The organism is Vibrio pelagius, assembly GCF_024347575.1.
GTDB classification, from domain to species: Bacteria; Pseudomonadota; Gammaproteobacteria; order Enterobacterales; family Vibrionaceae; genus Vibrio; species Vibrio pelagius.
In genome coordinates this window covers 16,219-40,732 of record NZ_AP025504.1, presented here as the reverse complement: position 1 = coordinate 40,732, position 24,514 = coordinate 16,219, and the positions used below count along the sequence as shown (strand labels likewise).

Genomic DNA, 24,514 nt, shown 5'->3' with positions numbered 1-24,514 from the left:
TAAATAATGAAAAAATTACTCATCACACTGTTATCTGTTGGTGCAATGATCGCTGGTGTTGCTCAAGCTGAGCTTGAAAACCCAGGTGGTATCGGTGGTGTAGAATCACTACGTGGTGCTAGCGAGCTAGAATCAACTCGCCCTGCAGATGATTTTAAAAAGTTCCCTCGTGAACAAGTACTAGAAAGCGACTTCGTTTACCAGCCACCGTTGATTCCACACTCAACTCGTAGCTACGAAGTGTCTCTTAACGCGAACAAATGTCTGTCATGCCACAGCTGGAAAAACGCGAAAGAGATGGGTGCAACTAAGATCAGTGTGACTCACTACATGAACCGTGAAGATGCTGTACTTGCAGACGTATCGCCTCGTCGTTACTTCTGTCTTCAGTGCCACGTACCTCAAGCAAATGCAAAACCATTGATTGAGAATGAATACCAGCGCGTAGAATCTCTTCGCTAATCCGTACCTGAGAAGAGGCGAATTTATGAAACTATTAAAAACGTTTTGGAAAAGGCTATCGACGCCAAGTAAAGCAGCGGCAGGTGTTCTACTGTTCATGGGCTTTGCAGGTGGTCTACTTTTCTGGGGTGCATTTAACACAGGGATGGAAGCAACCAACACAGAAGAATTCTGTTCTGGCTGTCACGCTCCTATCGTTGAAGAGATCCAAGAGACGATTCACTACTCGAACCGCTCGGGTGTTCGTGCAATCTGTTCAGATTGTCACGTACCACATGAATGGACTGATAAGATCGTTCGTAAAGTTCAAGCATCAAAAGAGCTATACGCTCACTTTATTGCTAAGACGATTGATACTCCTGAGAAATTCAAAGAGCGTCGTCATCACTTAGCAGAGCGTGAATGGGCGCGTTTGAAAAAGAACGACTCTCTAGAGTGTCGTAACTGTCACCAATTTGAGTTCATGGACTTCTCAGAACAGAGTTCACGAAGTGCTAAACAGCACTCAACAGCACTGGCTTCAGGCGAAAAAACATGTGTAGATTGCCACAAAGGTATCGCACACAAACTGCCTGACATGCACGGTGTTGAAGGCTGGCAATAAGAGGATAAGCAATGAGTACTTTAGAATCAGTAATTTGGCATATCCTTGGTTACGGTGCGATGCCATTCATCATTCTTTCAGGCTTCGCAGTTGTTGCTGCTATCTCTATCTGGATTCTTTCATTCGGTAAAGATAAAGAAGTCGACTAATTACTATCAACTTTTTGCCTATTTAGTTGATACTATAAAGCCACTGATTCCAGTGGCTTTTTTATTATTTACGTGTGTCAGAATCAGACAATGAAAAGTGAGTTAGTTTTCAGTATCCACGATTGGCAATACTTGTTTCACATACTCACCCGGCGCAGTTCCAATCACAGGGTTTAACTCTGACCCTCGGTTAAACGGCTCTCGCGGCTCATCACTTTCATACCCGCTTAACCACTTGTTCCAGTGAACCCACCAAGACCCTTCATTGTGTTTGGCATTGGCTAGCCACTCTTGCGCAGAATCATCAAGGTTGTCATTCAGCCAGTAGCCATATTTGTTCTTACTTGGGTGATTCACAATGCCTGCAATATGGCCAGACTCACCAAGTACGAAGGTTTTGTTGCCACCGGTGTTGAGTGCACCTCGATAAGTGCCCTGCCACAACGCAATATGATCATCTTTGGTCGAGATAAAGTAGCTTGGGATTTTAATCTTATTAAGATCAATCCAAACGCCACCGATTTTCACGCCCTTATCTTGAACGAGCTTGTTCTCTAAGTAGAGTTCTCTCAGCAGGAAGTTATGACACTTAGCGGCCACATTGGTACTATCACTGTTCCAATAGAGCAAGTCGAACTCCATTGGGCTACTACCCTTCAAATAGTTGTCGATGTAGTAATTCCAGTAGAGGCTGTTCTCTCTGAGTAGACTGAACGTAACGCTCAATGAACGACCGTCCATGAACCCTTTCATATTGTTCTGCTTCTCAATGGCACTGATAATGGTGTCATTGATGTAGGCACCCACCTCGCCCGGTTGAGAGAAATCCAACAATGTTGTGAAGAAGGTCGCTGTCTTGATGCGTTTCTTCATACGCTTAGCCGCATAGTAAGCGACCGTTGAAGCCAATACAGTGCCACCAATGCAGTAACCCGCCGCGTTGATTTGCTCTCTACCTGTAATGTCTTCAATGGCAGCGACAGCTTTGACAACGCCTTCAGTCACATAGTCACCAAACTCAACGTCTTTCTGTGCCTCACTCGGGTTGCGCCAAGACATCATAAATACACTATGCCCTTGCTCTAGCAACCAGCGAACCATTGAGTTCTTTTCTCGAAGATCAAGAATGTAGTATTTGTTGATAAACGGCGGAACAATCAACATTGGCGTCGCATTCACTTTCTCTGTCTTCGGATGATATTGAATCAACTCAAACAGTTCATTTTTGAACACCACGTCCCCTTCGGTATTTGCAACATCTTGCCCTAACCTAAAGGCATTGTTATTGGTCATGCGGATTTTGAGAATGTCAGCACTGGACTCAATATCAGCACGCAGTTGTTCTAAGCCATCAACAAGGTTTTCGCCGTTGCGCTCTAAGGTAATCTTCATTAACTCAGGGTTCGTCGCAATGAAGTTTGTTGGTGAAAGTGCATTGATCGCCTGGCGCGAGAAGAAAGCAACACGCTCTTTTGTCTTCTCATCAATGCCTTCCATCGATTCAATTGTTTCTAAATAGCTTTTACTAAACAGCAAATAAGACTGCTTAATGAAGTTGTAGAAGGGATCATTTTTCCATGCGTCGTCGATAAAACGTTTGTCATCACGCTCTTCAGAAACTATGGTGCTGGTGTTACCCATCAAGACGGTATTCTGCCAGATTTGTAGTTGCTGCTCCCACCATTGTGTCTGCAACTTCAACATATCTGCAGGTTGGTTAATGGCTTGCTCAAAAATCTTGGATGCATCTTCGAAATTGATCTCTTGCATCGCTTTATTGAGAGGTGATTGTGCGGCTTCCTTGCTTTGTTCAAAGTTCTCCCACCATTGCTGGTTTGTCTGCTGAAGTTTTACAAGGTAGTCCGAAAAGAAGTGTTGGAACATAATCTAACTCCAATGATCGGAAAATCGCCACTGACTTCATACAGGTATAATCCACAAAGACTACACCTATGAGCCAGTGGCGACTTAATTTAGGCAGATGTTGTGTTTAGGTTTTCCGTCGTCAATGATTCCACATCTTCTTTAAACTCTTTCGCCGCAGCTTGGAATTTATTGCTATCGTTCATCATTTGTTGTGACAGTTGGCTAAGTACAGCAAGCTGCTGGCTGTTAAATGCAGCAAGACCGTTTACATCTTTGATGTCTGTTACCGCTTTCATTTGCGCTAGACCCATATCTGTATAAGTCTTCATAGCGTTCATTTGCAGCTCAGTCATAACCTCTACATTCTTAGCAATGAGCTTGTTGAACTTAAAGTAAGGTTCAAATTGCTTTTCTGTTTGGTCTGTCATTGATTTAAAAATATCCGTGTACATACATAACTCCTAAAGATTTCATAGATTGAATTACAATTCGTATTGTTCATTTCTAGAGGTTGACCAACAGTGGCGAAGCCGTTTATCGCCCACCACTACTGAAGTTACTCGTTGACGTTTTTCAATAAAACAGCCGTACCCATGCCACCGCCAACACACAGCGAAGCCACGCCTGATTTGGCGTCAGTCGATAACATTTCATGAATTAAAGAGACAATAATGCGGTTGCCAGAGGCGCCCAATGGATGCCCTAATGCAATTGCGCCACCATTTACATTCACTTTGTGCTTAAATACCTCTAACGGTAGGTCATGCTCTTCAGCTAACTGATACATGACTCCCAGTGCTTGAGCAGCAAACGCTTCATTGAGCTCAAACAGCTCAATATCTTTCAGTTGAGCATCAGCTTTAGCTAAGGCTTTAGTTACTGCCTCAACTGGCCCTAACCCCATCACTTTCGGATCCAAGCCCGATTGAGCATAGCTCTCGAGTTCGACTAGTGGCGTAAGCCCTAATCTTTTCACGGCACTTTCTGAAGCGACAATGACTGCGCTTGCGCCATCGTTAATGCCTGAAGCGTTTCCAGCAGTTACACTACCTTCACGATCGAATGCAGGTCTTAGCTTCTGTAAACCTTCGAAGGTCGCATCGGACTTAGGGTATTCATCGGTATCGAAAACGACAGTTTGACGGCGCTGTTTCACCTCTACCGGAACGATTTGGTCAACAAATTTTCCCGCCTCAATCGCCGCAACCGCTTTTTGCTGACTCTCTAATGCATAGTTATCTTGTGCTAAGCGAGAAATGTTGAGTTCCTTTGCGATGTTCTCTGCCGTCACACCCATGTGATACTGTTTAAACGCGTCCGTTAGACCGTCACCAATCAAGAGGTCAGTCATTGAGATGTTGCCCATCTTGTGGCCATTACGAACTGACGAAGGTACAACGAAAGGAATTTGAGACATCACTTCCACACCAGCCGCCACAACAACATCAGCATCTTGCGCTTTAATGTGTGCTGCCGCGTCCATCACAGCCTTCATGCCGCTACCACAAATCATGTTTACGCCGTAAGCTGGCACTTCTTGCGGAACACCTGCAAACAGAGAGGCTTGTCGAGCAACCCCCATTCCTTGTCCAGCAGAAATAACGTTACCCACAATGACCTCATCAACGTTGGACGGATCGAGTTGCGCTGCATCTAAAGCCCCTTTGATAGCGACACCTGCGAGTTCACCTGCCGATGTCTCTTTTAAAGAGCCAGTAAATGAACCAATAGGGGTACGTTTTGCGGCAACAATGAATATCTTTTCCATAATTTATTCCTCAACAATTCCTTAATTCATGTACAAGCCGCCATTTACAGACAACGTCTCGCCTGTAATGTACGCACCCGATTCACCTGCTAGGAAGCCAACCGCATCCGCAATTTCAGTTGGTGTCGCCAAGCGCTTCATTGGAATTTGTCCTTTAATTGACTCAAGCACTTCGGGATTCATCTGCTCGACCATAGGGGTAGCCGTGTAACCTGGTGCAATCACATTGACTGTCACGCCGCTGCGAGCGCCTTCTGCTGCAAGAGCCTTAGAGAATCCAATCATGCCAGCCTTAGCTGCTGAATAGTTTGTTTGACCAAACTGACCTTTTAATCCATTGACGGAAGAGATATTGATGACTCGACAGTTTCCTTTTTCACACATAGGAGCAAAAAGTGGCTGGGTGACATTGAATAGGCTGTTCAAATTTGTTTCGATAACATCACGCCAAGCCGATGCATCCATTTTCTTAAAAACGCTGTCTCGAGTGATACCGGCATTGTTCACCAGAACATCAATCGTACCCTCTTCTTCCAATAACTTGCTTAAGCGTTGCGCGCATTCTTCAGTATTAGTCACATCAAGCTCAAACAATCTGACCTGTTCTGCAGTGAATTTTTTTTCATTAAACCAATCTACTGCGCATTGGTGATTACCAGTAAAGTAAGTCGCAATTACACGATAGCCTTGTTCGACCAACTTAGAAGAAATTGCTGAGCCTATCCCACCTTTCGAACCTGTAATTAAAGCAAGTTTTTTCATTGATAACTCCATCCGATACAAGCAAATAACAATACTATTAAGAAAAATGCTTAGCGCGTCTTATTAATTCCATGACTACCGCTTTAATTAAACCCTACATGCTTGGACTAAAAACTTTTATTACAAACTAAACTAATTTCATATTTAATGGTTAGAATTTGACCTAAATCTCAACCTCAATGAAATGTTATCACTTTGTAAAATCACGTAAGCCAATGATTTATAATCATTTAATTATTGTTCACTTTATCAGCTTTAAATGTAAGCGACTGAATTTTCGAATGTTATTGTTGTCTCCCTACTCATTGCAAAACAAGTGCAAAGTTTGAACTCTCTTATATTCACTGAAACAATTACTGATAATTTAACTTTAACCACCTTGATTAGAACATAAAGCTATGACTGCAAATTCTTATTAACCGAGGAGAAAACAAGATATATAAAAACGCAAAAAGCCCATCATAATTGATGAGCTTTTTGTTATTAAACGCCAAACTAATATCTAATAGACTTTATTAGTTTCAAATATATTTCATTTAAATTACTCTTTTAAAATGAAAATATTTCACCCGAATCAACGTCTAAGTAAATTTTGTTTTCCAGTTTTAAACCACCGCAATAAATGAAGTAAACATTACGACTCGAGTACTTGACTGACTTAACCCAGCCACCAAGTTCTTCAAAATCTCCCGGCTCACAGGTTCCATTCTCGATCAAACCATCAACGGCGACTCTAAAGGGCTTTCGGTAAGTTTTTAGGTCATCAGACTTTACTAAGTAAGAATCTAGGATTTCAACATGCTCATCGGGAGATATGATGACTTCATTCTCACTTAAATTAGACATCTCAATCCACTCTGCCATTTCTGGGGCGCCCTCCTTCAAAACAATGTAGTCAGAGATGCGCCCCCAACCGTTCGCCTTTTCGAGTACTTCGATGTGATCCCCCTTATAGAGATAATCTTTGATCAAAGCATCGACATTAGGTTCATCGTAAACCGCTATCTTTCGTTCAGACACATAGTAGTCGGTTTGTTCGGGTAGAGCAGATAGGTCCAGTATTGGCTTAGGCTCTTCTTTCGGTTCCTGTGACATCTGTTCAACAGGCACCTTTTCCTCTTCTGGGGGAGTCACATCGTTTTTTTTCATTACTAAAAAGTAATAGGCAGCCCCTCCTCCACCAAGAAGACACGATATCACCAACGCTATGATTACTTTTTTCATGACAAATGTTACTCACTCTCCATAGATAAACTCAGTGTACAACAACTCTTTCTGATGCTCATCTATACTCTATTCAATATGTTAGACATTTCGAGGTGGATATGAGGAGATTCGCGTATGGGATTGCAGCGATTGCTATATTCATAAGCGATCCTGCGTCTTCAGAATGCATCAAGCAAAACTGGAATGGTCTACTCAACCTTCAAATGCGCACGGAACATCACTACAACCAATACTCAACTGAGTTCAATCAGATTCTTTCCACGTACGACTCTCAGTTACTATTCTCAAAACGATATACACCCCATCAGTTGGTGGAGTTGTGGGCTAAAGACAACCCTAAGTTTACTCAAAGGCTCAAACACCACATGGCTAGTGCTTATCAGGCTTCAAGTCTTTTATTGAAACAAGCACATTTATCACAAATGGAACTGGTATCAGCAAGAGAGCTAACAGAGTCTTGGCAGTCGATGTACGATTCCTGCAAACAACAAAATAAACCAAAGCAATCACACAACGCGCAGTTACATTTCAACAGCTCCAAATCGCTTGTTGTCGATTTTGAAAACCTAATTCATAAGACCCGAAAACTGGCTGAAAAGTACCATTCTGAAGCAGACATACTAAACAACACACGTAAACAAGCTGCTCCATTTTAAATACATCCAGTGATGAATATTTAGTCAACCCTATAAAGCATCACACTATCAACAACTTGTAACGCCAATTTTATCCACTCCAACAACATCGGTTAAAACACAATCAAAAACCAAACTTATCTGGGACACTCATCACAAAAAACATTTACAAACTCTCAAAAATTGCTATGATGGCCATTCATATAACTTAATAACAAGTAATATATTGGCTAGGTAATATGCAAAAATCGATGGCTTTAAACTGCTTGAGTAACACGGAATGGACTGCGGAGATAAGAGCCAAGCTTTTATCAGTAGTAAAACACATGGAAGAGTTCGGTTCAGTAAGTGAGCTAGAGCTATGCAAGATATTTGGTGAGACAATTTGGAATGACGGCGTTGATTACCATTCACATGCTTTCTCATTCAGAATTGATACGAAAACTGGAGATTGTTCAATTTCCAATTTCAAATATCACTAAAATTAGCGACTGATTTTGGATTCGGAGTACATTTATGTGCTCCGTTTTTCGTTTCTAGGCCCACACTTTTTCCATCACTGACACCTTTCACTAACTGGCTTCAAACTTACGCCTTATAAATAGGTAACGGTGTATTCCCTTTAACCTGCCTGATTGCTAAGTGGGTATGGATATCTTTTACGTTCTCTAAACGCTGCAACTTCCGAGTAAACGACTCGTACGCATTTAGGTTTTCACTAACCACTTCCAATAAATAGTCATACGCACCAGAGACAACATGACAGCTGATCACCTCTTCCATCTCCACAATGGCTTGCTCAAACTCGTTGATTGATTTCTCTTGGTGATTACTCAGACTCACCTCCACAAACACACTCATTGCAATACCAACATGACTGCGGGACAAGCTCACTCGATAGCTATCAATAATGCCATTCTGCTCTAGGCGTTTGATTCTTCTAGCACAAGGAGACGGAGACAACCCGACGAGATCCGCCAGTTCTGCAATGGTTAAGCGACCATCTCGCTGCAATAGTTCTAACAAGTGTTTATCGATACGATCCATCACACAGACTCCCACATTGGTTAAAATCGTCAAATAGTTACTAATAATTAACGATATCAGTTAATCAATAAACATTTCAAAGTAAATATTGCCAACTTTCACCTTTTTACGTGCTTCATAATGTCTCTATCAACCAAGGATAGGAAAATACAATGTTGCTCGGGTACACTTCCATTGCCGTCACTTTAATGATTTGGGCTAGTTTCTTTTTATCTCTAAAAGGAGGGGCTAACTCGGTTTTAGCTCCTGCAGATATCGCAATGACGCGATTTCTCATCCCGTCACTCGCTCTTTGTCCTCTGGTATATAAAGCTCGCCATGCGATAGCATCGGTACCTAAAATCTACCTAATAGGTATGTTCATCGGTTGCGGACTACCCTACTTACTGGTTACCAGTTCAGCGATGCAGTATGTGCCTGTTGCTCAAGGCAGTGCGCTCGTACCGGGGACGTTACCACTGTTTGTAACCATGATCGCCGTGTTCTTTTTTAAACAGCCACTCAGCCATCATCGTATTATCGGCTTCGCGCTTGTAATCATCGGTATTGTTATCTTTTTATATACTGGCTTATCTCTGCATACAGAACACAGCAGTGACTCATTACTTGGCTCTGAAACTTTAGGTCAGTTGCTATTCCTGTTTGCCAGTTTGATGTGGGCGATATTCACCATTTCAGCGCGAGTTGCGAATCTGAATGCCCTTGTGGTGGCGGGCTTAATCAGTTTGATGTCGAGCATCCTATTGATAGCTTTAATCGTCGTAGGAGTGCTTCCTAGCTACCTATATGAACAATCGATGACCCAATGGCCAGTCAACGAATTACTTACCCATAGTGCGATTCAGGGTGTGGGAGCTGGAATTATTGCGGCAGCGACTTACTTATATGCGGTACAGACCCTTGGCGCCGAGCGCTCTGCAGCTTTTGGTAGTTCAACGCCGGTTATCGCTACACTACTGGCTATTCCAATCTTCCAAGAAATGCCCAGTGTAAGCAGCTGGATCTCTCTAGCATTAATCTGCAGTGGTAGCCTACTCGCAAGTAATATCTTTCTTAAAAAAGATGCATCACTTGATTACAGGCCCCCAAAGCACCACGCATAAAAGAAGATACAGTGATAATTCACTTTTTATCATGCTGTTTCTCATTTACACTGGCGCACCTTTTTCTAAAGAGAGAATGTCATGCAACGCGATTACACACTTAACTGCCTGATCACCATGCCACGTCATGAGCTTGAAGAGTTCAGCCTAAGAATGATCCATCGTTTAGTACCAGAAGATGCGATGAATGAGCTATTTACCTTTGAGCAAGAAGAAGTGACCAGCGAAGAGCGCATGCAGTCAGCTAAATTTGACGCGATGCTACGAATGACGGCGATTGCTTTAGGTGAAGTCAATTTGGCATTTTCCGAATCAGAGAACGCTCAGCAGAATATTGATCGTATGACCCGTCTTCTGCTTTGGCACTTCTACTCGATCTCATTCAATTTGGAAGAAGCGATCGCAATTGAGGTTCACTGTGAAAAGGTAGAATCGATTTTGAAGAATGCACCGAAAGATGCATTCGGTTGGGTGAAAGAGCTCACCGAACTTCTTCACTTCTACGCAAAAGTGAACGAGCAGAAAGGTGAACAATAATATCATCTTTGGGTTAGCCTAGCTCTCTTCCCTAAGACCCAAGAGCGTTTGCAGAAGGCAGATAAAAACTTTGTTTAAAGGTGTTATCTGCCTTTGTTGTTTCTAGCACACTGTGATGAAGCATCAGAATAGATTGTACGATGCGAGTCCCTATACCAAGCGAGCCTTTCGCGGCAAGGGTGTCGACCTCATTTTGAATGGTTACTCTTGTTCGCTTAGCTTGCGTACCTTGCTCGACAACAATGCTTAGTTCACCATCGTGTGGAGCGTGACGAATTGCATTCTCCATCAAATTAAACATCAATCGCTCGATCAATTTCTGTTCCCCGACGATCGATACAGCACTATCGATTCTCACATTGAGCTTAATATGTTTGGCATCGAGCTGATTCTTAAATGTTTCCTCACACAGTGTCAGTAAACGATTGAAATCAATCGTCCGGTATTCATAGGTCGGCAGCTCTTTCTCTTGTTTTGCTGTGTCTAGCAGCGAGTTAAGTTGCTCGAACAATTTATTGCTGTTTCGATACGCAACATCAATCAATGGATCAGATTGTGGATTCTGTAGCTGCCACGTTTCTAAGTAACCCAATACGCTAGACAGTGGTGTTTTTAGATCATGACTTAATTGGATTAATGTTTGGCGACGTTGTGAGGATTGATATTCAAGGTGCAGAAACTGCTGCTGTATATGTTTGGCCATCAATTCGTAAGACCTCGCTACAGGCACTAATTCAGGCACCTGCTTAGCGAAATCAGGCTCTAGCCTAAAGTCATGCTCAGCTTGCTGCTGCAGTTTATCGGTGACTTCCTCAATCGGATTAAGCAAACTTCGTTTTACCAGTATGTAAGCGCCGACCGCAAAACCTAAAATCGATATCAATACCAAAGCTGCGAGTACAATATACGAGGAATCAACTTGGGCATCGGAAATCACAGCGTGGCGATTACTACCAATCAACACATATAGATAGCCCACCGTTGAGCCTAGCTCTTGAATAGCTGCAACGGAGAACACTTTAGGGTCTGTCGGCGTACGAGGGTCTTCCCCTAAGATTGGATAGGCTTCGTTGGCGAGAAAACGTTGGATGGGTTCTAAATCAACATACTCCATCATCTCAGTGCCTTCAGGAGCCGCATGAGTGGTGATCTTACCTTGAGCATCGAGAAAGTAGATCTCAAAGTCTGGGCCAATCAACATTAACGTATGGAAAATGCTCTTAAGCGCGACAGGGTTATAATCAGTCCCGACCATAAGAGGGTTGTCATCACGCATATGGCGCGCCAAGTCTTTGTGCAAGCTTTGCTTGGTCCTCTGCTCGATCGTCTGTTTTTGCCAATGATATGTAAAACCAATCGCCACACTTGCCAGCAAAAACCAGAGACTGGTGAATGCCATCAATCGAGACTTGAAGCTCATAACTCAACCTCCCTTTGCCCTATCCAACTGCTGAATAATTCAACCAATGCTTAGCAAGCAAACTTACAACCCATCCAAACTAGTTATAGCTGCTTAGAGTGAAACTTATATCCAACACCCCACACCGTCTGAATATAGTTTTGTTCACCGTCTTGAGTAGCTAACTTACTGCGCAGACGATTTACGGTGCTACACACAGTGTGATGGTATCCAGCATGGTGAGTGTTCCACACATGGTCCAAAAGCTGATCTTTGCTGTACACACGCCCAGGCTTGGTTGCTAAAAATGACAACAAGGAGAACTCCATAGCCGTCAAAGAGACCTCTCTTCCATCTAACACGACTTGGTGAAGCTCAGTATCAATAACCAGTGGACCAAAAGACATCGTATGTTGTTGCGGAGAGGTTGGTTGAGCTGGAAGGTCTTCGTGACTGATTCTTCGGAGCACATTGCGTACTCGCGCTTGAAACTCTAGGACACTGAACGGCTTGGTAATATAATCATCTAAGCCGGCTTCTAACCCTGAGACTTTGTCCATCTCACTATCACGAGCGGTCAACATCAGCATTGGCGTCCAATCTTTCTCTTTTCTCACAGAGCGACAAAACTCCACGCCATCTCCATCGGGTAGGCCGCGATCAAGCACGACTAGATCAAAATCGTTTTCTTGATAGGCAGACTTTGCCTCTCCAATACTGGCGACTCTGCACACTTCTTGCCCCTGAAAGCGCAAGTGCATTGTCACTAATTCGGCGAGATCGTTATCATCTTCAACCAGTAGTATCTGCGCTGTCATTTTGTTTGCTGTCGATTCCATAATTCAACCATGTTCCAGTAGCGTCCATTTCTATTCGACCGGAACATGGAAAGAATTATTTCATAATATCTACTCTATTCGAGTAATAGACAGACGAGCACCGGGGTTTAAGAAACGATGAGATGCACTCAAGGTCGATACAGTTAAACCATCATCTTGGCTAACCACACCAGAGTGAAATGAGACGGCATCAGAATCATCACGAGCTGCATTAAACCCTTCACCGCCACCTGCTGGTCCAGGTATTGTCGCTGCGGTTTCGCTGTTTGCCTCAGTACCTGAATCCCACACATCCATATTCATGGTAAAGGTCTCACCGACAGACAAGGTTTTGATATTGATACCAGATTCACCGATAAACGCGTCATTGGTATTCACTAGCATAGAGGCTAATGAAAGATACTTAGCTTGTTTATAGTTCAGAGTCAATGTGACGGTGTCACCCTCACCCGGCAAAATCAGTCCATTACCCGACACACCTTGGTAAACATTACTATCACTGTTCATCAGACCGATTAGCTGAGAGTTACTTCCGCCTTCCGCTAAATATTCGAGTTCAGTTGACGCGCTTGACCCAATAGCAAACAGCTCAAAGTTACCATTGTGGCTTAATACAGCTAGCGGCGACATTGGTTGACTTGGCGTCAAATTCGTTACCGTCACGTTGTAGCGATAATAGTGATCATTGTCATCGCTTGGGCAACCTGCGAGCACCCCCACAGAAGCAGCTATGGCTAAAATACGTAATTTCATAACTGCCTCCTATTTCACTTCAATTGTGATCGTCGCAACCGGATTTAACCAACGATGGCTGCTGTTATCGAGATCACTAATCCCGCCAGTTGCGTTGTCATCACCAATGTTACCCGGATGAATATGGACTTTATTATTTGATACGGTTGTCTCTACACCCGTACCGCCACTGCCGAATGTAATGAATGGAGGGTTTGGCATGCTTCCAGCAAGTTCATCATTCGCTTCTGTGCCAGCATCATAGCCATTAAGTGAAACTTTGTAGGTACCGGCTTGCTCTGGAATTTTCCAACTATCTAGGCCAACAAAACCATCATTGGTTGGTAGAAGCATTGCACTCAAAGATAGATACTTCAGATCGCCAGTATCGATAGTCAATGACGCTGTTGCCCCAGGGTTTAGGATACCGCTAGCTGGGTTTTCCGATACAACACCACCAGCGTTGGTAATAACACTCGATAGACCTGAAATATCGCCACCTTCGGCCATAGCTTCCAATTCAGCACTGGCCGTTTCACCCGTTCTAAACATAAATAAACTTGAGTCATGAGCAGCGACTAGAATCGGTGTAAAGTAGATACCCTTCGTCGCATTGGTAATAGAGATATCCAACTCGGCCGCGTTAAGTGTTGAAACCGACATAGACAATGCCAGTGCCGAAAATGTGAGTCCGAAAACTTTTTGCTTGTTCATAATGATTCCATCCTAGTGTCACTCATTGAGCGAGTTATGCCTTTATCAAAAATGGTCGTCGACCAAGGCGTTGATAAATAGGATGGCAATGAGATCTATCAGCGACTTCATTCAATTCTCATAAAAGTCTCACAAGTTTCTTGGTTTTCTCTCACTCAGGATACAGTGTCTGAACAAACACCCAACAAAAAGGCCCAGTGGGTGAACACTGGGCCTTGATGGATCTGATTTGCTTCTAATGTTCAAAGCGATATGAGGTTATAAGTAGTTCGCGTCTACTAGCTCACTCACTTCGACTTTGTTCACTTCTGCACGAGCTTCCAGCCATTGTGCAACTTGCAACTGTTCTGCTTCTGTTACTGAGCGGTAACGTTCCGTTGCGCATACAAAACCTTCAAATAGCTCAAGGCCACCGCCACCAAAACACAAACCGATACCATCGATAAAATCAATGAACTCATCGATGAATACATCATACTGGTCAAAATCAGTAATAGATGTTGTGCAGCTCACTTCAAAACCCAAAATAGCGAACTCACCTAGGTATAGCTTTTTACGTAGACGACGGTTCTTGTTTTCGATTTTATCTAATTTCATAGCATTCTCTCTTAATTGTGCCGCCCATTTCTCATGGGGATATAAGCATTTATACACAGTTGTCCATCGATTCTAAAGGGATTTGTAAGGCACAGAGCTCAAAGGCGTAAGAATCGTGCTACAGCAACAAAACCTTAATATAATTTATAAAAATATGTCACTTACTTCCATCAGGATTGGCATCGTATTGAAACTATTACTCTAATAACCATCTCAACCTCAATAGGAAGTAAGTTCATGAGCAAGGAAACATTCGATAGCCGTCGCTTTAACAAGAGTGATAACAAACCCTTTGAAGAAGTACTAGAAGCGAGCCTATCTCGTCGCAGTATTCTTAAAGGTGGTTTAGGTATCAGTGCAATGACGGCATTTGGTGCTTTCGGCTTAGCAGGCCATAGTGCACCCGCTGCAGCGGCATCTCATGCATCGTCAGCAAAGAGCAGCGCAAAGCTTGCTTTTGAATCTGTAAAAGGATCTCTGACCGACAGTGTCGTTGTGCCTAAAGGTTACGTAGCACAGGTGCTTGTACCTTGGGGAACACCATTGAACAAACAAGGTAATGCATGGCTTGAAGATGGCAAAAACACCAGCGACGACCAAGCAAACGCACTCGGCATGCACCACGATGGCATGCACTTCTTCCCGCTAGACGGCAACAGCAACGATGGCCTACTGGTTATCAACCACGAATACATCGACCAGAAAGCGCTGCACCCAAATGGCCCTACATACCAAGATAGCGCTCGCACTAGCATTGATGAAGTACGTAAAGAGATCAACGCACATGGTGTGAGTGTGGTTCGCGTTAAGCTAGAGGGCAACCAATGGGTTATGGTCGACAACGATCCACTCAACCGCCGCTACACAGGCGTGACGACAATGGATCTTTCCGGTCCTGTTGCTCACTCAGAGTTGGTAAAAACCAAATACTCTCCTGATGGAAGCCAGGCTCGCGGAACTCTCAATAACTGTGGTAACGGCTACACACCTTGGGGCACATACCTTACATGTGAAGAGAATTGGCCGGGTTACTTTGTTAACAAGGGTCAAACCACCACAGCGCAAGAGCGTATCGGTATTGCGACAGATAAAACACGTTACGGCTGGGATACACTAGCTGGCAGTGCTGAAGAGCGACTAGACGAATTCGCGCGCTTTGATGTAACTCCTAACGGCAAGTCAGCCAAAGATGACTACCGTAACGAGGCACATGGTCACGGCTACATCGTTGAGATCGACCCATACACTGCTAATTCACGTGCGAAGAAGCGCACTGCACTGGGTTGTTTCCGTCACGAAGGCTGTACGTTTGGCAAGGTAACCGAAGGTCAGCCAGTTGTATTTTACTCTGGTCACGATTCTCGCTTCGAATATCTTTACAAGTTCGTTTCTGACGCGAAATGGGATCCAAAAGATGCGAAGCCAGAGAACCGTCTTGCTGCCGGAGACAAATACATGGATAAAGGCACACTCTATGTGGCTCGATTCAATGAAGACGGTACAGGCTCTTGGCTTCCACTAACGCTTAATAGCATGACTGCGAAAGGTGGTAAGCTGTCCGACACATTCAACTCTCAAGCTGAGTTGATTGTAAATACCGCTGGTGCTGCTGACCTTGTTGGTGCAACTCCGATGGATCGCCCTGAGTGGTGTGCGGTTGACCCAATGACTGGCACGGCTTACCTAACGCTAACCAACAACACTAAGCGTAAAGAAGCGAACTCAGCAAACCCACGTATTAACAACAAGTTTGGCCATGTGATCCGCTGGGATGAAGGCAAAACCGCTGATGCGTTCCAATGGGATATCTTTGTGTTCGGTTCACCGGCCGTTTCAGATCCAAAGATCAATCGATCTGGCCTCAACGATATGAACCAATTCGCCAGCCCTGATGGCTTAGCCTTTGATGGTCGTGGCATTCTTTGGATTCAGACGGATAACGGTGCCGATGAAGTGACTCAGTACACTAACGATCAAATGTTAGCTGTCGTTCCATCTCAGCTCACCGATAGCAATGGTGACCATGCGGTTGTGGGTACGGAAAACCAAACCCAATTGAAGCGTTTCTTTGTTGGTCCAAATGGCTGTGAAGTAACAGGCTTTACCATTAGCCCTGATTACAAGTCACTGTTTGTAAACATTCAGCACCCTGCAAACTGGCCAATGTCTGACGATGCAACCGCTGAGACAAAAGGCAAGGTTCGCCCAAGAGCTGCAACTGTGGTTATCCGTCGTGAAGACGGTGGTGAAATCGCGGTTTAAAACTACGTAATCCACCTAAAAACAAAAGGGCGATGGATATAGAATCCGTCGCCCTTTCTAATTATGAAATCTACAAAATCAACTCACAAACAACCACACACCGACACCCATCATCAAGGTGCCAGCAATACGATTCATTAAACGAACATTGTCTGCTTGACCAAGAAGGTGTTTTAAGCTTTTACCGCCTGTCGCGTATAACGTCATACACACAAACTCGGACACCAAGATAATAGAAACTAAGAGAGATAGTTGAGGGACCAAAGCCTTAGAGCTATTAATGAAAGGCGGCAACAGCGAAATCATGAATGCCCAGCCTTTGGGATTCGCGATGGCTGTAACGAAGCCTTGAACCACCAAATCCCAATCATTACCCGTTGCTTGGTTTTGAGTATCAGCGGTTATCGCCAGTTTGCCTTTCGAGCGCCACATTTGAACGCCCAGGTAAAACAGGTACGCGGCACCAACGAACTTAAAACCAGTAAACAACCACGGGTAGTTGAGCATAATGGAAGCGATACCGAGCACCGCTGCCACAGACACAACCCCGACACCAACCAATTCGCCAACCATCATCCAGAGAGTACGACGATATCCGATGCTCATCCCGAGCGTCAGAGCCAACGTCATACACATCCCAGGGGTAATTGAGACAAAGAAAAATGTGGGGATGAAAGCCAATAGTAGTGCGCTGTCCATAGTGCTACCTTAATTCATGCAAGAGGAGACTTATTTCGTACAGAAGGAAAAAGAGCCACATTACCGTGGCTCTTTAGATTCGAATGACTGAGCGAATTACTTACGACGATTCTTAATGCGTTTCATCATCGCTAGACGGCGCTCAGCATTTGCTTGGTCTGGTTTCTCTTCATTCGCATTGTTTCTGCGACCTTGGCGATTCTTATAAGCCGATTTGGTGTTTAGCTTCTCAATGTAAGCATCACGCTTTTTAGGCTCGTAACCCGGCTGCTCTACGCGACGAATGCGTTGTTGAATCAGTTTCTCTACTTGTACAACCGTCAGTTCTTCTTCACGGTTAACAAAAGAGACGGCATGACCTTGTTTACCAGCACGACCCGTACGACCAATTCGGTGAACGTAGTCTTCTGCTAGGAATGGCATGTCATAGTTGATTACGTGCGGTAAGTCTTCGATATCTAGACCACGAGCTGCAACGTCTGTTGCTACCATCACACGAGCTTTGCCTTCTTTGAAATCATCCAGCGCACGACGACGAGCACTTTGTGCTTTATCACCGTGGCACAATACCGCTTTGATACCGTCAAGCTTAAGCTCTTTAACGACTTCGTTTGCTGTCTCTTTGTAGTTCACAAACACAAGTACTTGGCGCCAGTTTTTACGGCCAATCAGCTCAGAAAGCAATTCAGTTTTACGCTCTTGGTCTACAGGGTAAACCACATGACCAACCGTTGCTGCCGTTGAGTTTTCACGCTCCACGCTAATGCGCTTTGGCTTGCGTAGAATATCAACTGAAAGCTGGTTTAATTGCGTTGAAGTTGTCGCTGAGAACATCATGATCTGCGGGGAGGTTTCAACATCCATCATGATCTTGCGTACCGCATTGATGAAACCCATATCGAGAATACGGTCTGCTTCATCAAAAACCAGGAACTCAAGATTAGAGATAGAAACATTGCCCTCTTCTAGGTGCTCTTCTAAACGACCCGGAGTTGCAACAAGAATATCCACACCCAGATCTAACTGGCGAACCTGTGATGACATCTTATTACCACCGTAAACCGCCGCTACGCTCAGCTCGGTGTACTTAACGTAGTCTTTGATGTTCTGTGCGATTTGAGCAACCAGTTCACGTGTTGGCGCAAGGATCAAAGCACGAGCCGTACCGCGTGATGCTTTGTTGCCACTGTTCAACAAGTGCTGAATGACAGGTAATGAAAACGCAGCTGTTTTGCCCGTACCCGTTTGTGCCGTAGCAAAAATATCATGGCCTTTACGCGCCATTGGGATCGCTTTTTGTTGAATAGGTGTGAGTTTTTCATAACCACACTCAGTCAGCGCTTTTACGAGTTCAGGAGCAAAACCTTGAGAGGAAAATGACATTGTTACGAGTTCCTTAAGCAGACAGCCTACATTTCTATTTCAGCAGAGCACTATAAAGTAATTAGAGTGATTTATCTCACATTTATCGTGATACAACGCAAATTTTATCACTCTAATTGACACTTATTGAGCGTGAAGCCCAACAAGTGCCATCTTTTTACTATTTCAGGCCGCAAAGTTTGAGCAATACCTGTTCAAGGTCTGCCCAAGGCATGAGTTGCGAGTCGATCACCTCTAGACGAGATTCAAAGCCATCTAAGCTGATTTCATTAACTGAGACCACTTGATTAGCTACGTTAAATGCGAAACAGCCCTGATCCGTGTTTACTACCGCTTTTACCCTTTCAGCTTGGAGTGCTGAAAGCATAGAAAATAGCTGGTCGAAATCAAATTTGTGTTCAGCGCCAAACAGCCAACCACAGCTAAAGTAGCCCTGCCCTTTGTTCTCTTTGCGAATGAAATCTTCACCCGGTGGAAGCTCAAACTGAGGCTCTAGTTCAGCATGTTCATGATGATGCGCTTCAATTCCAAACGATGCGCCGCCGCGAACACGCTCGATGTCTAACACTTCAAGCGGCACTTCGCCATCATGGATCAGTTTATGGAACACCTTAGCCGGAGATTGATTCGTCACCCAATCATTAAAGGTATCGATGTCCTCAGAGTGAACAAGATCCACCTTGGTGCCAATAATCACATCTGCACTGTCTAACTGGTCATTAAAATTTTGATTTGATGTGTATTTTTCGTCTGAAAGATAACGTGGGTCAACCAAACCTAATGTCGCTTTTAGATCAACATAAGGTGTGTATTGCTCAGAGGTCAACGTAGCAATCACTTGTTTAGGATGCCCTAGGCCGGTTGGCTCAATCAGAAGACGATCAGGCTTTTGACGAAGTAACGCATTGATCCCAACAGACATAGGAACACCTGCCGTGCAACACATACATCCCCCCGGAACCTCTTTAATCATTGCACCCTGATCAGTCATCAGCGCGCCATCGATCCCAATTTCACCAAATTCGTTAACCAATACTGCCCAGTTTTCGTTCTCTGGTTTGTTCTTCAGCAAATTGAGAATCGCGGTCGTTTTACCCACCCCGAGAAAGCCAGTAATAATATTGGTAGGAACTCTGTTCGTCATAGTCCATTCTCCTTTTTTTAGGAGTATATACCGAATATCAAAGGTTTGTCCGCATCGGATTAATAGTGACTAGAAAGGAATAAAAGTAGATTTAGGGAAGCGAATTGCAGGAGTTTCAAATGTGGATGAAATGAAGTTGGCTGAAGGTCAAGATTTATGCTATTCCAGATAAACTAAAGGCGCACTTCGGTAGCGCGCCTTACCCTCGTTACTCAATCGTGAGTTCGCGAATCAGGAAGTCTTGTCATCGACCTGAACAATGAACGAGGAACTAGAAAATTTCTTTTTTGAATCCATCCAAATTGTGTGTAAAACCTCATTTCTCCTTGCGGTTCGTTATGTTGCTTTACGCTTTAAATATGGTTCATTTTTGCCGTAATTCAAGTTGCCAACATAGATTCGATCAAAATTGTGACGGCGATTCCAATGTATTGGCTATAATTCTAATCTATGAAATACACTACTTTCATAAATGGAATTCAACTTTGCATCTTTGCTGCTATAGGATAAATAAGGGAAGCGTATAATTTGAGACCTCCCCACTGCATCAACTCAGGAAGCTAGCTTTAATGACTAACAGAGAGAAAATAATGCAATCCTTTTTAGCAAAAATGCCAAGGGATGCTATCAACCAATTTCTCTCCAGAGACAAAACTCCCGCATCTGTTCTCATTCTCTCTTGTATTGTCGGTATCCTTGCAGGTTTAGTCGGTACCTATTTTGAAGTTGCGGTTCATTTCATCACAGAAACTCGTACCGATTGGCTAAAAGATGAAATTGGGAGCTATGTACCGCTTTGGCTGGCCGCGTTTCTTATTAGTGCTGCCTTTGCTTTCATCGGATATTTTCTTGTCCATCGTTTTGCACCAGAAGCCGCGGGATCCGGTATTCCTGAGATTGAAGGCGCGATGGACGGCATGCGCCCTGTTCGTTGGTGGCGAGTTCTTCCTGTAAAATTCTTTGGTGGTATGGGCGCACTCGGCTCAGGCATGGTGTTAGGTCGTGAAGGGCCAACCGTACAGATGGGTGGTAGCATCGGTCGTATGGTTACGGACATCTTTCGTGTAAAAGATGACGACAGCCGCCACTCCTTGCTTGCCTCCGGTGCCGCAGGAGGTTTGGCAGCAGCGTTCAACGCACCATTAGCCGGGATTATGTTCGTTGTTGAGGAGATGCGACCACAGTTTCGTTACTCACTCATCTCTATCAAAGCTGTGATTATTTCTGCAGTGGCTGCCAACATTGTCTTTCGCTCTATCAATGGGCAGTCGGCTGTCATTACCATGCCTCAATATCATCAACCTGAATTGAGTGCACTGTGGCTGTTTCTACTATTAGGCGTACTGTTCGGGATGTTTGGTGTGATTTTCAATAAACTGATCACCCTTTCACAAGACATGTTTGTCGCAATACACAAAAACGACCGGAAGCGTTACTTAATGACGGGGACTCTGCTTGGTGGTTGCTTTGGCCTATTGCTTCTCTATATTCCAGAACTGACGGGTGGTGGTATTGGTATCATCCCAAATATCACCAATGGAAATTACAGTACCAACATCTTATTGCTTATCTTCTTGGGACGAGTACTTACCACACTACTCTGTTTCGGTTCTGGCGCGCCGGGGGGTATCTTTGCTCCTATGCTAGCACTGGGCACACTCTTCGGTTATGCATTTGGACTCATCGCAGCTGCTTTCTTTCCTGAACTGAATATCGAGCCGGGCATGTTTGCGATTGCAGGAATGGGAGCTCTATTTGCAGCGACCGTACGAGCCCCTATCACAGGAATTTTGCTCGTTATAGAAATGACCAACAACTACTACCTGATATTGCCGTTGATCATCACTTGTCTTGGTGCCGTCATCATTGCTCAGGTGCTGGGTGGTCAACCGATTTACAGCCAACTATTGAAGCGCACACTAAAAAACGAGAAATTAAGACAACAAGATCTCCCTCAGCAAGAAGAAATTCGTTAATTACAAATGACTCATGAAACAAAAGCACACATTCAACGTGCTTAATATCCCGATTTCGAATCAAAATCAAAAAAGCAAACGTTAAACTTGATATCATCCACTCAAAATTAGTTGAGCTTTCTCAACATCTATTGAGAGACCAACTGTACGCTCTGTCTAGAGCAATAATTCTAATTTTTGATAGATCACTTGTATTTTTGATAGATAACTAAGTTGGAGCAAGTCGTTGAACTGGAGAAGATTAACCCAAGTTAAAAATGTGCCGCCCTCTCAGGCGTCTTTAGCACTTGGCGTTATTGGGCTAGGACAAGCATGGGCTTTATATATTCCGGGGATTGGTGAGATCATTCGCCCTTATCTTGCGTCGCTTGGTGCACTACTCCTGCTACCTGTTTTACTCCGTTATCTCACCAGTTTTAATACCTTCATCAACGACATTCGCCACCCGTTAAGTGGGAGCTTAATGGCGCCTATGAGTATGGCACTGTTGATCCTATGTGACTATCTTGCCGAAATATCACCAGTCATCGCCTACCCTATCTGGTTCTGCGCCCTATTACTCCACTTTACGATGATGGTGCTGTTCTTTAGTTTTCAGATCATCAACTTTAAAATGTCGAACATCGTTCCTAGCTGGTTCTTGTATCCCGTTGGTCTGATCAGTAGTTCGTTGGCGGGCACACAGTTTGGACACACGGTATTTTCAGAAACACTCGCAGCCACGTGCATCGGTATCTACTTCTTTATGCTACCTGTGGTGTTATATCGCTTAGTGTTTGAAGGTAACCTTCCACGAAGAGCAAGACCGACACTTGCGATTATGGCAGCGCCTGTCAACTTGTCGCTCGCAGCCTATTTAGTTAACTTTCCATCACCCGATCCAATTTTAACCGGAGCTTTAGCAGGCATAGCCATCACGATGACGCTGCTTATCTACCTATGTTATATCCGACTGATGCGACTGAAGTTCCAACCGTCGATCGCCGCCGTAACATTCCCATCGGTGATCAGTGCTGTCGCAATGCATAGACTTACGGAGTTTTTTGGCTCCGAGTTTCCGCAATGGTATTGGCTACATAACTTTGGCTTTTTCGAACTTACTGTTGCGACCATTCTGGTGATCTGGGTATCGGGCGGATATGTGAAAATGTACTGGCCAGAATTATTTACTCCCAGTCAGCTCATGAAAAAAGCGAAATAAATTAGACACTACCGGCGCAATTTCACTTGGAATGTTAAGTGCACTGCGTTCAGAGCAACTTAATTAATCCCAGATACTGCTGTTACTCCGCAGCCTTGGGTTGCCCCTTCCATCATTTATTACCCAAAAGGCCCCACAAACGTGAGGCCTCTTAGCAAGAAGTTTAGATCCAATCTAGAACTGAGAGTGAGGTCCAAACACTTCGTAATGGACACGAGAACGATCGACCTGAAGTGCATCCAGCTGTTCAACGATATTCTTCATAAAACCAACTGGACCACAGATGTAGAAATCACTATCTTCAAACCCTGGCACTCCGCTCACTTGAGATAAATCCATCTGACCTTCTAGTACATTGTCGCAATCCGTTGAAGGCTTGTTCATGTACCACGTTTTTGCCGACCAACCTTTGTCAGCAACAATGTCAGACACACGTTGAGTAAATGAGTGCTGCTCTACTTTTTCACAAGCATGAAGGTAAAGAACTGGCTCTTGCTTCTGCTGTTTGCTCAAGTACTCCAGCATAGATTGCATTGGAGTAACACCCACACCTGCAGAGATCAAGGTTACTGGCTTTTGACGCTCTTGATAGAAGAAGTCACCTGCTGGCGCGTAAAGTTTCACCTCATCGCCCACCTCTACAGAGTTATGTAGGTGATTTGAAACAAGACCTGAGAACTGACCGCCCTCACCTTCACGTTTAACCGAGATACGGTAGGTCTCACCGTTTGGTGTATCTGAAAGCGAGTATTGGCGAATTTCGTTGTTCGCCGCACCTTCAGGTTTCACTTCAATACCGATGTATTGGCCCGGTACGTAATCCAATACTGGACCATTGTCTTTAGGCTTAAATACAAAACTCTTAACCAAATCAGATTCTACAATCTTTTGTTCTACAACGAAGGTTCTTGCGGCTTCCCAACCGCCCACAGCCATTTTTCTTTGCAGGTAAAGCTCGCCCTCACGATCAATGAAGATTTGAGCAAGGAAAAGGTATGCAGCTGTCCATGCTTCCTCCACTTCTGGTGTGAACGCTTCAGTGGCTAATTCACGTAATGTTTCAATAAGGTGGTGACCAACAATCTGGTAATGTTCTGGCTGGATATTAAAGCTGGTGTGTTTTTGAGCGATGCGCTCTACCGCACCTTGCAGCGCTGCTAAATTTTCAATGTTCTTCGCGTAAGCAGCAATGGCCTCAAACAGTGCAACACCTTGGCGTCCAGTCTGTTGATGAGTCATATTGAAAATGTCTTTCAACTCTGGATTGTGAGAAAACATACGTTGATAAAAGTGTGTTGTTAACGCTGGGCCTGCACTCTCAAGTAGTGGGATCGTAGACTTGATGATATCGATATGTACATTGTTAAGCATGGATTTACTCCGAACACTGAGCCTTGTGACATGTGTG

General features: G+C 44.1%; 25 protein-coding genes. 10 read left to right on the top strand and 15 right to left on the bottom strand.

Features of this window, described 5'->3' with window-relative positions; all coding sequences use genetic code 11:
• Window positions 1–6 precede the first annotated feature (6 nt).
• Genes vsple_RS14475 through vsple_RS14465 form a run of 3 tightly spaced genes read left to right on the top strand, consistent with a single transcriptional unit; the run spans window position 7 to window position 1,215 of the window.
• The gene (locus vsple_RS14475) at window positions 7–462 is read left to right on the top strand and encodes a nitrate reductase cytochrome c-type subunit (RefSeq protein WP_032552661.1); all 456 of its coding nucleotides are present in this window, start codon (window positions 7–9) and stop codon (window positions 460–462) included.
• A gap of 25 nt (window positions 463–487) precedes the next feature.
• Entirely contained in the window at window positions 488–1,066 is a 579-nt protein-coding gene (locus vsple_RS14470) for a NapC/NirT family cytochrome c (protein ID WP_150869674.1), read from the top strand.
• 11 nt (window positions 1,067–1,077) lie between these two features.
• A complete protein-coding gene (locus tag vsple_RS14465) occupies window positions 1,078–1,215 on the top strand; it encodes a TIGR02808 family protein (RefSeq protein WP_255231919.1) in 138 nt (45 codons plus the stop codon).
• A 102-nt stretch (window positions 1,216–1,317) separates the two neighbouring features.
• Here the strand turns inward: vsple_RS14465 and phaC are convergent, their stop codons facing one another.
• The 5 genes from phaC to vsple_RS14440 all read right to left on the bottom strand — a co-directional run bounded on the left by phaC (window position 1,318) and on the right by vsple_RS14440 (window position 6,835).
• Window positions 1,318–3,099, bottom strand: a complete 1,782-nt coding sequence (gene phaC / locus vsple_RS14460) for a class I poly(R)-hydroxyalkanoic acid synthase (RefSeq protein ID WP_261883617.1) — start codon at window positions 3,097–3,099, stop codon at window positions 1,318–1,320.
• 89 nt (window positions 3,100–3,188) lie between these two features.
• Window positions 3,189–3,533: a phasin family protein gene (locus tag vsple_RS14455; protein ID WP_261883616.1), complete on the bottom strand. Its 345-nt coding sequence runs from the start codon at window positions 3,531–3,533 to the stop codon at window positions 3,189–3,191.
• Window positions 3,534–3,637: 104 nt separating this feature from the next.
• Complete coding sequence (locus vsple_RS14450) at window positions 3,638–4,849, bottom strand: acetyl-CoA C-acetyltransferase (RefSeq protein ID WP_261883615.1); 1,212 nt, start codon at window positions 4,847–4,849, stop codon at window positions 3,638–3,640.
• A 21-nt stretch (window positions 4,850–4,870) separates the two neighbouring features.
• Window positions 4,871–5,611 (bottom strand): SDR family oxidoreductase, encoded by a 741-nt coding sequence (locus vsple_RS14445; RefSeq protein ID WP_255231923.1) that lies wholly within the window; start codon window positions 5,609–5,611, stop codon window positions 4,871–4,873.
• Between the two features lie 549 nt (window positions 5,612–6,160).
• Complete coding sequence (locus vsple_RS14440) at window positions 6,161–6,835, bottom strand: hypothetical protein (protein ID WP_261883614.1); 675 nt, start codon at window positions 6,833–6,835, stop codon at window positions 6,161–6,163.
• 101 nt (window positions 6,836–6,936) lie between these two features.
• Between vsple_RS14440 and vsple_RS14435 the strand changes: the two genes are divergently transcribed.
• Window positions 6,937–7,494: a hypothetical protein gene (locus tag vsple_RS14435; protein ID WP_261883613.1), complete on the top strand. Its 558-nt coding sequence runs from the start codon at window positions 6,937–6,939 to the stop codon at window positions 7,492–7,494.
• A 218-nt stretch (window positions 7,495–7,712) separates the two neighbouring features.
• Entirely contained in the window at window positions 7,713–7,955 is a 243-nt protein-coding gene (locus vsple_RS14430; RefSeq protein WP_084181908.1) for a hypothetical protein, read from the top strand.
• 106 nt (window positions 7,956–8,061) lie between these two features.
• Here vsple_RS14430 and vsple_RS14425 read toward each other — a convergent pair whose 3' ends face one another.
• The gene (locus vsple_RS14425) at window positions 8,062–8,520 is read right to left on the bottom strand and encodes an Lrp/AsnC family transcriptional regulator (protein WP_255231926.1); all 459 of its coding nucleotides are present in this window, start codon (window positions 8,518–8,520) and stop codon (window positions 8,062–8,064) included.
• Window positions 8,521–8,672: 152 nt separating this feature from the next.
• Here vsple_RS14425 and vsple_RS14420 point away from each other — a divergent pair, with 152 nt between their 5' ends.
• Entirely contained in the window at window positions 8,673–9,623 is a 951-nt protein-coding gene (locus vsple_RS14420; protein ID WP_261883612.1) for a DMT family transporter, read from the top strand.
• Window positions 9,624–9,704: 81 nt separating this feature from the next.
• On the top strand, window positions 9,705–10,160 hold the full coding sequence (locus vsple_RS14415; RefSeq protein ID WP_255231928.1) for an exoribonuclease R: 456 nt from the start codon (window positions 9,705–9,707) through the stop codon (window positions 10,158–10,160).
• Between the two features lie 31 nt (window positions 10,161–10,191).
• Here vsple_RS14415 and vsple_RS14410 read toward each other — a convergent pair whose 3' ends face one another.
• From vsple_RS14410 to vsple_RS14390, 5 genes are all read right to left on the bottom strand, one after another.
• Window positions 10,192–11,580, bottom strand: a complete 1,389-nt coding sequence (locus vsple_RS14410) for a sensor histidine kinase (RefSeq protein ID WP_261883611.1) — start codon at window positions 11,578–11,580, stop codon at window positions 10,192–10,194.
• 83 nt (window positions 11,581–11,663) lie between these two features.
• The gene (locus vsple_RS14405) at window positions 11,664–12,398 is read right to left on the bottom strand and encodes a response regulator transcription factor (RefSeq protein ID WP_261883610.1); all 735 of its coding nucleotides are present in this window, start codon (window positions 12,396–12,398) and stop codon (window positions 11,664–11,666) included.
• Between the two features lie 69 nt (window positions 12,399–12,467).
• Window positions 12,468–13,151, bottom strand: a complete 684-nt coding sequence (locus tag vsple_RS14400; protein ID WP_261883609.1) for a spondin domain-containing protein — start codon at window positions 13,149–13,151, stop codon at window positions 12,468–12,470.
• Between the two features lie 9 nt (window positions 13,152–13,160).
• The gene (locus tag vsple_RS14395) at window positions 13,161–13,844 is read right to left on the bottom strand and encodes a spondin domain-containing protein (RefSeq protein WP_420833810.1); all 684 of its coding nucleotides are present in this window, start codon (window positions 13,842–13,844) and stop codon (window positions 13,161–13,163) included.
• 258 nt (window positions 13,845–14,102) lie between these two features.
• Window positions 14,103–14,441: a YggL 50S ribosome-binding family protein gene (locus tag vsple_RS14390; protein WP_261883608.1), complete on the bottom strand. Its 339-nt coding sequence runs from the start codon at window positions 14,439–14,441 to the stop codon at window positions 14,103–14,105.
• A gap of 237 nt (window positions 14,442–14,678) precedes the next feature.
• Between vsple_RS14390 and vsple_RS14385 the strand changes: the two genes are divergently transcribed.
• Window positions 14,679–16,703: a PhoX family protein gene (locus vsple_RS14385; RefSeq protein WP_261883607.1), complete on the top strand. Its 2,025-nt coding sequence runs from the start codon at window positions 14,679–14,681 to the stop codon at window positions 16,701–16,703.
• A gap of 78 nt (window positions 16,704–16,781) precedes the next feature.
• Here vsple_RS14385 and vsple_RS14380 read toward each other — a convergent pair whose 3' ends face one another.
• The 3 genes from vsple_RS14380 to vsple_RS14370 all read right to left on the bottom strand — a co-directional run bounded on the left by vsple_RS14380 (window position 16,782) and on the right by vsple_RS14370 (window position 19,929).
• Window positions 16,782–17,402 carry a LysE family translocator gene (locus vsple_RS14380; protein ID WP_261883606.1) on the bottom strand — a complete coding sequence of 207 codons (621 nt, stop codon included), beginning with the start codon at window positions 17,400–17,402 and terminating at the stop codon, window positions 16,782–16,784.
• A 96-nt stretch (window positions 17,403–17,498) separates the two neighbouring features.
• Window positions 17,499–18,785 carry a DEAD/DEAH box helicase gene (locus vsple_RS14375; RefSeq protein ID WP_255231935.1) on the bottom strand — a complete coding sequence of 429 codons (1,287 nt, stop codon included), beginning with the start codon at window positions 18,783–18,785 and terminating at the stop codon, window positions 17,499–17,501.
• Between the two features lie 160 nt (window positions 18,786–18,945).
• Window positions 18,946–19,929, bottom strand: coding sequence for a CobW family GTP-binding protein (locus tag vsple_RS14370; protein WP_255231936.1), 984 nt, complete (start codon window positions 19,927–19,929; stop codon window positions 18,946–18,948).
• Window positions 19,930–20,498: 569 nt separating this feature from the next.
• On the opposite strand from vsple_RS14370, the gene clcA reads away from it, so the two are divergent.
• Both clcA and vsple_RS14360 read left to right on the top strand, forming a co-directional pair.
• The gene (gene clcA, locus vsple_RS14365; protein WP_261883605.1) at window positions 20,499–21,905 is read left to right on the top strand and encodes a H(+)/Cl(-) exchange transporter ClcA; all 1,407 of its coding nucleotides are present in this window, start codon (window positions 20,499–20,501) and stop codon (window positions 21,903–21,905) included.
• A gap of 226 nt (window positions 21,906–22,131) precedes the next feature.
• Window positions 22,132–23,106, top strand: a complete 975-nt coding sequence (locus tag vsple_RS14360; protein ID WP_261883604.1) for a TDT family transporter — start codon at window positions 22,132–22,134, stop codon at window positions 23,104–23,106.
• 174 nt (window positions 23,107–23,280) lie between these two features.
• Here vsple_RS14360 and hmpA read toward each other — a convergent pair whose 3' ends face one another.
• Window positions 23,281–24,477 carry an NO-inducible flavohemoprotein gene (gene hmpA, locus vsple_RS14355; protein ID WP_261883603.1) on the bottom strand — a complete coding sequence of 399 codons (1,197 nt, stop codon included), beginning with the start codon at window positions 24,475–24,477 and terminating at the stop codon, window positions 23,281–23,283.
• Window positions 24,478–24,514 lie beyond the last annotated feature (37 nt).